The sequence below is a fragment of the Actinoplanes sp. NPDC019969 genome (genome assembly GCF_055562375.1).
Genome location: NZ_JBVHFK010000002.1, coordinates 150,623 through 159,941 on the forward strand (window position 1 = coordinate 150,623; position 9,319 = coordinate 159,941).

At 72.1% G+C, this 9,319-nt stretch carries 8 protein-coding genes; 5 read left to right on the top strand and 3 right to left on the bottom strand.

Features of this window, described 5'->3' with window-relative positions:
- The first annotated feature begins 63 nt into the window (after window positions 1-63).
- Both ACZ3II_RS07240 and ACZ3II_RS07245 read left to right on the top strand, forming a co-directional pair.
- Window positions 64-687 (top strand): hypothetical protein, encoded by a 624-nt coding sequence (locus ACZ3II_RS07240; protein ID WP_465516745.1) that lies wholly within the window; start codon window positions 64-66, stop codon window positions 685-687.
- Window positions 688-699: 12 nt separating this feature from the next.
- Entirely contained in the window at window positions 700-1,749 is a 1,050-nt protein-coding gene (locus ACZ3II_RS07245) for a hypothetical protein (protein WP_465516746.1), read from the top strand.
- A 117-nt stretch (window positions 1,750-1,866) separates the two neighbouring features.
- On the opposite strand, the gene ACZ3II_RS07250 is transcribed toward ACZ3II_RS07245, so the two are convergent.
- Both ACZ3II_RS07250 and ACZ3II_RS07255 read right to left on the bottom strand, forming a co-directional pair.
- Window positions 1,867-2,397 (bottom strand): hypothetical protein, encoded by a 531-nt coding sequence (locus ACZ3II_RS07250; protein WP_465516747.1) that lies wholly within the window; start codon window positions 2,395-2,397, stop codon window positions 1,867-1,869.
- 217 nt (window positions 2,398-2,614) lie between these two features.
- Window positions 2,615-5,473, bottom strand: coding sequence for a M48 family metalloprotease (locus tag ACZ3II_RS07255; RefSeq protein WP_465516748.1), 2,859 nt, complete (start codon window positions 5,471-5,473; stop codon window positions 2,615-2,617).
- 108 nt (window positions 5,474-5,581) lie between these two features.
- On the opposite strand from ACZ3II_RS07255, the gene ACZ3II_RS07260 reads away from it, so the two are divergent.
- Complete coding sequence (locus ACZ3II_RS07260) at window positions 5,582-6,847, top strand: cytochrome P450 (RefSeq protein ID WP_465516749.1); 1,266 nt, start codon at window positions 5,582-5,584, stop codon at window positions 6,845-6,847.
- On the opposite strand, the gene ACZ3II_RS07265 is transcribed toward ACZ3II_RS07260, so the two are convergent.
- A complete protein-coding gene (locus ACZ3II_RS07265; protein ID WP_465516750.1) occupies window positions 6,810-8,213 on the bottom strand; it encodes a beta-N-acetylhexosaminidase in 1,404 nt (467 codons plus the stop codon). The genes ACZ3II_RS07260 and ACZ3II_RS07265 overlap by 38 nt on opposite strands.
- Before the next feature lie 25 nt (window positions 8,214-8,238).
- Here ACZ3II_RS07265 and ACZ3II_RS07270 point away from each other — a divergent pair, with 25 nt between their 5' ends.
- Together ACZ3II_RS07270 and ACZ3II_RS07275 are read left to right on the top strand one after the other, a co-directional pair.
- Window positions 8,239-8,781, top strand: a complete 543-nt coding sequence (locus tag ACZ3II_RS07270) for a GNAT family N-acetyltransferase (protein WP_465516751.1) — start codon at window positions 8,239-8,241, stop codon at window positions 8,779-8,781.
- Entirely contained in the window at window positions 8,778-9,284 is a 507-nt protein-coding gene (locus ACZ3II_RS07275) for a GNAT family N-acetyltransferase (RefSeq protein ID WP_465516752.1), read from the top strand. The genes ACZ3II_RS07270 and ACZ3II_RS07275 overlap by 4 nt, the downstream gene beginning before the upstream one ends.
- Window positions 9,285-9,319: the final 35 nt, after the last annotated feature.

Here is a 9,319-nt window from a genome sequence, read left to right on the forward strand (position 1 = left end):
CCGCAGAGGGATTGGTGTCCTGGCCCCACGGGGCATACAGGCGGTGGAAGAAGGAGGAACCTGATGTCCACCACCGCCATCATCGTCCTGACCGTCGTCCTCCTGTTAGCTGCGATCGCGGTCGTGATCGGGATCCAGCTCGGGCGCCGTCGCCGGCTGCAGAAGACGTTCGGCCCCGAGTACGACCGCGTGGTCGCCGACACCGGCAGCCGCGCCGAGGCCGAGAAAGAGCTGATCGAACGCACCAAGCGGCACGCGCAGCTGGAACTCAAGCCCCTCTCCGCCGAGTCCCGCACCCGGTACGCCGCCGCCTGGGAAGAGGTCCAGATCCGTTTCGTGGACAACCCCGGTGAGGCGGTCTCGACCGCCGACGAGCTGGTCACCCGCCTGATCGCCGAGCGTGGCTACCCGACCGGCGACTACGACGAGCGGCTCGCCGACCTGTCCGTGGAGCACGCCGCCACCCTGGAGCACTACCGCGCCGCCCACGACATCAGCCGTCGCAGCCGGGACGGCGAGGCCGTCACCGAGGACCTGCGCCAGGCGCTGGTCCACTACCGCGCGCTCTTCGCCGACCTGCTCGGCGAGGACCCGGTGGGACGCACCACCCCTGCGCCCCGCCCGTCCACCGACAACACCACCGAACCCGGCGTCGCCCGTACCCGCCCCGACGCCACCAGCCGCTGAGGAGCTTCCGCGATGCGCTTCTTCTCCAACGAGGCCAAGGACAACGACGAGCGGGAAGCCGAGTCCCGCGACGAGCACACCCCTGCCGAGCCCGCCGTGCCGCAGCAGCGCGCCGGATCGCCCTGGCACAACCCCCGCACCGACAGCGAGCCGGCCACGAAGCCCGTCGCCGTCGGATCCTCCACGGTGACCGGCCCCACCACCCCGGCCGCTCCCGCATCCGGGCATGACGACGACCCGGACCGGACCAGCCCGATCCCGGGCGCCGGCGACCGCACGGTCGCCTTCGAGGACGGCGCCACGGCGAAGCCGGGGAGCGAAAACCCTGACGACGTCACGGATCACCCGGCCGGACACTCCGGGCAGACCCCGGCGGCCTGGCCGGCGGGCTCCGCCTCCGCCCGGAACGACGATGCGGCTCTCACCGACAGCGGCACGTTCGACGATCCGCATCTCACCCAGCCCATTCCCGGCGGTACGGGCACCCCGCGCGACACTGCCGACCGCGACCACGACGGCATCGCGGACATCGACGAGGGCAGGACCGCCACCTCCCGGTCCACGGATCACGACCACCTCAGCAGCTCCGGAAAGACCGACTCCCTCAGCGACTCCGCGAAGGGTGACCAGGTCGGTGGCGACGCTTTCGGTGGCGACGCTTCCGGTGGCGACGCTTCCGGTGACGACGCTTCCGGTGGCGACGCTTCCGGCAGCGCCGCGAAGGTCGACGCCGAGACCGACCGAGCCGCGGCCGACAAGGGCGAGGAGCCGTTGGTGCCGTCGGCGTCCGAGTCCACGATCTCCGGCCCCGCCCCGTTCTTCCCGTCGGCCGACACCCAGCCGTTGCGGGACCGGTGGCGCGACGTACAGCTGCGCTTCGTCGACGACCCGAAGAAGGCCACCGCCGAGGCCGCGGGCCTGGTGGACGAGGCCGTCGACAAGCTGTCCAAGGCCCTGCGGGACCAGCGCGGCGCCCTCGCGAAGGGCACCGACGACACCGAGTCGCTGCGTGTGGAACTGCGCAGCTACCGCGACATCCTGGACCGCCTGCTCGGCCTCTGAAAGCCCTGGCCGGCTGTCATGCGCGGAAGGGGGAGCATCCGCTCCCCCTTCTCCTTACTATCCGGCTTCTTTACTGTGACTTCGCTACCGCACTGCCTCGCCTCGGGCCTATCCGGCTCACTGGACCATCCGGTCGCCGGCCTGCTGGGCGGTCCGGCCATCGGCCTGCTGTGGGATCTCGCTGCCGGTCGGCTCATCCGACGGCGACGGGTCCTCGTCCGGGCTCGACTCCGACGGGTCCGGCTCGGCACTGGACGAGGTGCTCGGGTCCTCGGAAGGCGGCGCGGGATCGCTGGTCGACGGGCCGGTGCTGGGATCCGGCGACGGCGTGCGCGACGGCTCGCTCCGCGACGGGCGGGGAGTCGGGCCCGCGGACGGCGGAGCGCTCCTCCGCCGCGCGGGAGCAGCGGTCGTCTCCGAGGTCAAGGGCTCATAGGTGTACGGCTTCACAGGATCAGCCTGCTCCGCCGGCTCGCCGGCGCCCGCACCACCGAAGTCCATGTCGACGCCGGGGATCTGCTGCTCCACCTGCACGGGACGCTGCGGCGGCGGCCGGTTGACCACGCCGAGCTGGGCGCCGAGCCACAGCGCGGGGCCGAGGCCGACCGCAACGATCGCCCCGAAAAGTCCCAGCGGCCCTCGTTCCATGGTGGCCCTCCCCCGCGTCCCAGACGATCGTCCCGCCGCGCTCGGCACCTTGCCTACCCATTTCCGATGCCGGCGAAGCGAACAACCGCTGAGCCTATTGTGACCTAAAGTGACGCCACGGTTGCGCATTCGTCGCACAGTCGACTGGCGTCACGTTCAGGTACGAGAGAATCACTCCACCCGGTTCACCACATCATCCGAAGCGAAGCATCCGCGATCAGCGGGTACCCGCCAGGAAAGTGACGGCTTCCTCCCAGGCCGCCCACCCACCCGGCAACTCGTCGGCGTCGAGACCGGGCCGGACGACCAGCTCACCGCCGCCACGCAGGCCGATCGTCCAGCCTTTACGCAGCCCTGGCAGGACGGTCACACCGGCAACGTCGGCGAAGGGCAGGAATCGGCCACCTTCCGGCAGCAGCGCGGCAGCCGGCCCGGTTCGCTCGCCCGGTGCGGCTCCGGAGGAGGCAGCGCCCACAGAACCCTCGGCCGGCGATGCCGGAACGGCAGATCCGGGAGTCGCCGTGACACCGGACGCCCCAGCCGAGGCAGACCCGACTCCGGCCGATCCGGAAGCGGCGAACCCCGCGCCGGAGGCCGAATAGGCGGAAGCGTCGCTCGAGGCGGCTGTATCGCCAGTGGCAATGCCACCAGCAGCAGGCACACCGGCAACAGCGGCACCAGCAGTAATAGTGCCCCTAGCAGCGGGGACAGCAGCAACAGGGGCACCAGCCGTAGTGCCGCTGGTGGTAGCAGCGCTGCCAGCAGGGGCGTCAGTGGTAGTGCCGCTAGTGGTAGCGGCACTACCACTAGGACCACCAATGGCAGTGCCGTCAGCGGCAAAGGCACCGCTGGCAGAGACGCTCGCCCCAGTGCCGCTAGTAGTAGCGGCGCTAGAGGGAGTGGCGCTAGAGGGAGTGGCGGCAGAGGGAGCGGCAGCGCTTGCGGCGGTGGCGATAGCCGCACCCGTGGCGGGGGCTGTGGAACTGGTGACGTCGGCGGATGCGGTGGGGTTGATGGCGGCGCTGGTGGGGATGCCGTCGGCGGCGATGCGGGTCAGGCGGCGTTTCGACTCGTGGGCGCGGGCTCGTGGCAGGCCCGGTACCAGTAGCAGGCCCAGGTCGGTGATCAGCAGGTCGGTGCGTTCGCCGTCGGCGGAGAGGTTGACCAGGCCGCCGAGCACCTGGGCACGGGCCGCGCCGGGGCCGGACCCGGTGGCGGTGAGATCGACACCGGCCTCGGTCAGGTAGGCGCGGACCGCCTCGGTGGTTCGCGGATCTGCGGCGGCGGCAGCGAGTTCGGCCAGGTTGAGGTAGGCGCCGTCGACAGCTACCACCTCCGCGGCCCCGGTCCAGCTGTGCCGCCAGCGGGCCACCCCGCTACGGAGTGCGGCGAGGGCGAGCATGAGCGCCAGGAGTTCGACGATCCGGGAGGTGGTCTCCTCGGGTGGGACGTCCGGGAAGACGGCGTTCGCCGCTGCGCGCAACCGCCCGTCGGCGGCGAGGGTGAGCAGGTGGGCCGCGTCCGGAACGCCGGTGCCGACAGCCCGGGAGATCGCCGCCAGCGCCGCTTCCGCTTCGCGTTCCATTTCTGCGGTACGCGCCACGCTGAGGCATTCGTCCCAGCTCACCACGGTCCGGCCGCGCGGCGGGAACGCCACGTCCTGCAACGCCCGGCCGAGCCCCGGCAGATCCGGCACAAGATCCGCGATGCTCCGTTTCGGTCCGCCAGCGGGCGCCCCGCCCCGTTCGCTTCCCGCTCCGGAACGCGATTCCCCAGACTCCGACGTCGAGCCTGGCACAGCATCCGGCGCGAAGTCCGGCACCGAGTTCGATGCGGAGCCCGACGCCGAGTTCGGTGCCGGGTTCGCCACAGAGCCTGACGCGGGGTTCGCTGCAGAGACCGACGCAGGGTTCGGTGCAAAGTCCGGCCCAGGGTTCGATGCAACGTTCGGCGCGAAGTCCGGCCCAAGGTTCGGCGCAGAGTCCATCGAGGACGACGGGCTGTCCTCGGAGGGCGGCTCGAGAGAGCCCTCCGATCCGGACGAATCAGAAGAATCGGGATGAGCAGGAGGCTGGTCGGAAGAGCCGGACGCAGAGGGGCCGGATGAAGCAGAGACACCGGACGAACCGGGCGTGGCCGCCGTCGGGGAACCGGGCCGCAAGGCGGCGAGCCGCTCCGCCAGGGGCGGATGGGTGTCCCAGGGCCCGGCCGGTTCCGGTTCGCGGGTGCGCAGCAGCGTCATCTCGGCCGTCCGGGCCGCCAGCACCCGCAGCAGTCCGCCGAACACGTCGTCCGGCACGTATCCCGCCTGCCAGCCGGGTCCCACGTACTCGGCGTGGAACAGCCGCTGCATCCCGGCCAGCGCAGGCAGGTCCCGTAGCGCCGAGGCCGTCGCCCCGGCGCCGGCGTGGGAGGCCGCGATCCGGTCGGCGGCCAGTTCCTGGGCCCGGCTGACGGGAGCGTCGATCCGGCGGTAGAGGCCCGCGTACGCCCGCAGCACCGCCCCCGCCGGGTTGCGCCGGGAGATCCGCGGGATGGTCCGGCCGACCGCGACCCGGCCCCGGTGGGCGAGCGGCGCCCACCGCCCGAGGACCGGCGACCCGTGGGCGAGTTCGTGGGTGACGATCGCCGTGAGCCGGTCCGCTTCGAGGGCCTGGAGCAGCGGGAGGCCGAGGTAGAGGTCACGCCGGCCGCCGAGGAACCCGAGCAGGCGGGTGCGTTCGCCGAGGGCGGCGGTGGCGTCGGCGACCACGGTGACGCCGTCGGGCGCCGGTACGCCGGCGGCCGTGGCGGCCCCGTCGATCAGCTCCCACAGGCGCGGGGCCTGGGCGCGGGGCACGGCGACGCCGGCCGGCCGCCGGTGCCGGGTGTGCAGGGCACGCCAGGTCGCGTACCCCAGCGCACCGACCGTGGCGATGCTCAGCGGCACGACGGCCCGCAGCGCGAAGGCGCTGGGCAGCAGTGACAGGACGGCCCAGAGGACGGCCAGCGCCACGGCCAGTTGCAGGCCCGCGACGATCAGGAATCCGGCCAGCGCGGCGACCGACTTCGCCGCCGCCGGTGCACCCTTGCTCAAAGCCGCGCTCCTCCGATATCGAACACCGAACCGCCGATGGGCCACCAAGACTAGGGGCAAAACTGCGCGTAACCGTTTCGCGCACGTGCGGTGGGTTATACGCCAGGCATGGCTGACCTCGATCAGACACTTGCGGTGGCTCTCAAGGGGTACGCGTGGCTGCCGGATCTGCGGCGGCGGGCGGGCGGCGGCCCGGTCCGGACGCGGGTGATGGGACGACCGGCCGTGGGCATCTGCGGTCCGGCGGCGGCGCGGTTCTTCTACGGCGCGGGCAATCTGGAACGGCACGGCGCCCTGCCGGAGCTGGTGGTGCAGACGTTGTTCGGCCGAGGTGCGGTGCACACCCTGGACGGCGCGGCGCACCGGCATCGGAAGGCGCTGTTCACCTCGCTGCTGATGGACGGTGACGGCGTGGACCGGCTGGCGGAGCTGGCCGGGCAGGAGTTCGATCTGGCGGCACGGCGGTGGCGGGGCGGCCCGCCGGTGCGGCTGTTCGACGAGTCGGCGCGGATCATCGCGGGGGCGGTGGCGCGCTGGGTGGGCGTACCCCCGGAAAATCTTGCAGTGAATGCCCTGGCCAGGGACTGTGTGGCGATGGTGGACGGGTTCGCGACGGTCGGGCCGCGGTCGTTGCGGGCGCTGGTGGCGCGGCGGCTTCAGGAGCGGCGATTCACCAAGATCATTGCGGCGGTACGGGCCAAAGCACCCACCCGCAGCCCCCTGTCCGTCGTCGCGCACCATCAGGACGAGAACGGCCTGCTCGACCCGCACACCGCGGCCGTGGAGCTGCTCAACATCATCCGCCCGACGATCGCTGTGGCCTGGTTCGTCGCGTTCGCCGCGCACGCCATGGACATGTGGCCGCGTCATCAGGCCCGGTTGCGGGCCGGCGACGACGCGTTCGCCGCCGCCTTCACCCACGAGGTACGGCGTTTCTACCCGTTCGCCCCGTTCCTCGGCGGCCGGGCCGTGCGGGACGCGTTCTTCGAGGGCGAGCCGATCAAGGCCGGTGACCTGGTGCTGCTGGACGTCTACGGGCAGAACCACGACCCGCGGCTGTGGACGGATCCGTACCGGTTCGCCCCGGATCGTTTCCTGGATCGGGAGATCGGCGAGTTCGACCTGATTCCGCAGGGTGGCGGCGATCCGCGGACCGGGCACCGGTGTCCCGGCGAGCAGATCACCGTCGCGGTGCTCGGCACCCTGGTCCGGCGGCTGGCCGAACTCGATCACTATCTGCCGCCGCAGCGCACCCGGATCGACCTGTCCCGGATCCCGGCGCTGCCCCGGGACCGCATCCTGCTGGTCGTCCCGGAGCAGGAGACGTCCGCCCCGCTCAGTGCCAGTCGATCTCTGGCGACCGGTGGAAGCTGACCCCGTCCGCGTCCCAGACCGGGCCGAAAGCGGCCAGCCGTTCCCGGAACGACGCCCAGTCCCTGCCGTCCCGCGGTGACCAGCCGATCTCAGCCACCGCGGGCAGCCGGGGGAAGGTGAGGTACTGCAGGTCGGCGACGCTGCGCAGGGTCTCCGACCAGATCGGGGCCTCGACGCCGAGGATGGCCTCCTCGCCGACGCCGGGCAGCCGTTCCGCCGGGTCCCAGTCGTACGCCTGCCGCACCCCGACGTGCCCGGCCCACTCCAGCCCGATCGGGGTGTCCGCGTCGTACTTCATGTCCAGGTAGGTGCGGTCGGCCGGGGAGACGATCACCCGGTGCCCGGCTGCGGCGGCACGGGCCACGGCGTCGTCGGCGGCCTCGATCCGCCAGTACTGGACGATCGCGTCGCCGGGCAGGTCGGTGGTGGCGATCTCGTGCCAGCCGATCACCCGCTTGCCGAGGTCGCCCGGGATCGGCAGCACCCGGGCGAGGAACGCCCGGTAGTCCTCCGGCGGCGTGGACAGGCACTCGTCTCCGCCGATGTGCAGGTAGGGGCCGGGGGTCAGGTCGGCGACGGTCTTGAGGACGGCCTCGACGAAGGCGTACGTCTCCTCCTTGCCGGCGACCAGCGAGGAGTACCCGACCTCGGCGTCGGTGCGCGGCGCGACCGGCTGCCCGTCGGCGGCGAGTTCGGGGTAGGCGACCTGCACCGCGTTGACGTGCCCCGGCATGTCGATCTCGGGGACGATCGTGACGAACCGGTCGGCGGCGTACGCGACCAGGTCGGCGTACTCGGCGACGGTCAGGAAGCCCGGCCCGGCCCCGTCGCAGCCGGTGCCGGCGCCGCCGCTGACCTCGGTGAGCCGGGGCCAGCCGGGGATCTCCAGGCGCCATCCCTGGTCGTCGGTGAGGTGCAGATGCAGGTGATTGATCTTGAACTGGACCAGCCGGCCGATGTGCGCCTTGATCTCGTCCGGGGTGAAGAAGTGCCGGGCCAGGTCGAGCATCGCGCCCCGGTACGCGTACCGCGGCTCGTCCTCGATCACCCCGGCCGGCAGCACCGGGTCGAGCTGGCGCAGCGTCTGCACCCCCCAGAAGACGCCCTGCGGCGACCCGCCGGCCAGGGTGACCCGGTCCGCGTCGATCTCCAGCCGGTACGCCTCGGGGGCCAGCGACCCGTCCAGGCCGAGCCGGATCGCCCCGTCGGCCGACAGTGGCCGGCCCAGGTGCCCGGCGACCGCCTCGAGGGCCGGCGGCGCGCTCACCGCCGTACCGGAATGGATCTCGAACGGCGTTCCGCCGGCCTGCCGTACCGAGGCCGGCCTGGGGATAACATCGCCGAGTCGCTTCGCCCGTTCGCTCACTCTGAAGATTGTAAACAGTTTCGCCATGACGATCACCACACGTATCGCCACACCGGGTGACGAGACGGTCCTGCACGACCTGGCCGCCCGGACGTTCGGGCTGGCCTGCCCGCCCGGCACGACCCAGGCCGACATCGACCTGTTCATCGCCACGAACCTGTCCGCGGAGAGCTTCCGCCGCTACCTCGCCGACCCCGACCGGATCCTGCTGCTCGCCTTCGCCGACGGTGCCCCGGCCGGCTACGCGATGCTGATCGGCGGCCCGATCCACGACCCGGACGTGACCGCCGTGGTGGACGCGGCGACGACGGTCGAGCTCAGCAAGTTCTATCTGCTGCCGGAGCGGCACGGCGGCGGGACCGCTGCCGTGCTGATGGCCGAGACCCTGGCCGCCGCCGCCCGGACCGGCGCGAAGACCTGCTGGCTCGGCGTCAACCAGCAGAACGCGCGGGCCGCCCGGTTCTACGACAAGTACGGTTTCGCCGTCGTCGGCGTGAAACGGTTCCTGGTCGGCTCCGAGTGGCACCACGATTACATCCGGCAACGGGACCTATCCTCCGACGCATGACTGTGGTGCGGGCGGCCCGGGACTCCGACGCGGCGGCGATCACCGGCATCTGCCGGAGCGGATACCGGCACACCTACCCCGGCCTGCTGACGGCCGAGTTCATCGAGCGGATGCTGGACGAGTTCTACACCGTCGAGCGGGTCGCCAAGGAGATCGCCGCGACGCCGCCGGGCTGGCTCGGGTACCAGGTGGCCGAGGAGGACGGGCGGATCGTCGGCGCCGCCGCCGGCGGGATCACCGGGCCCGGCACGGGCGAGCTGTTCGTGCTCTACCTCGACCCGGACGAGCGTGGCCGCGGGCTCGGCACGCTGCTGCTGGACAGGGTCACCACGCAGATCCGCGGACTCGGCGCGACCGAGATGTGGGTGGCCGCGCTGGACGGCAACGAGAGGGGCATCCCGTTCTACGAGGCGCGCGGGTTCCGCAAGGTGGAGCGGCGGCGCACCTACGGCTCCACCGAGGCCGACGACGCCTGGTCCTGGCGTTTCTCCCGCCCCATCTGACCCCGACCGCGTGTGGATTACGGGCGCGCATGACG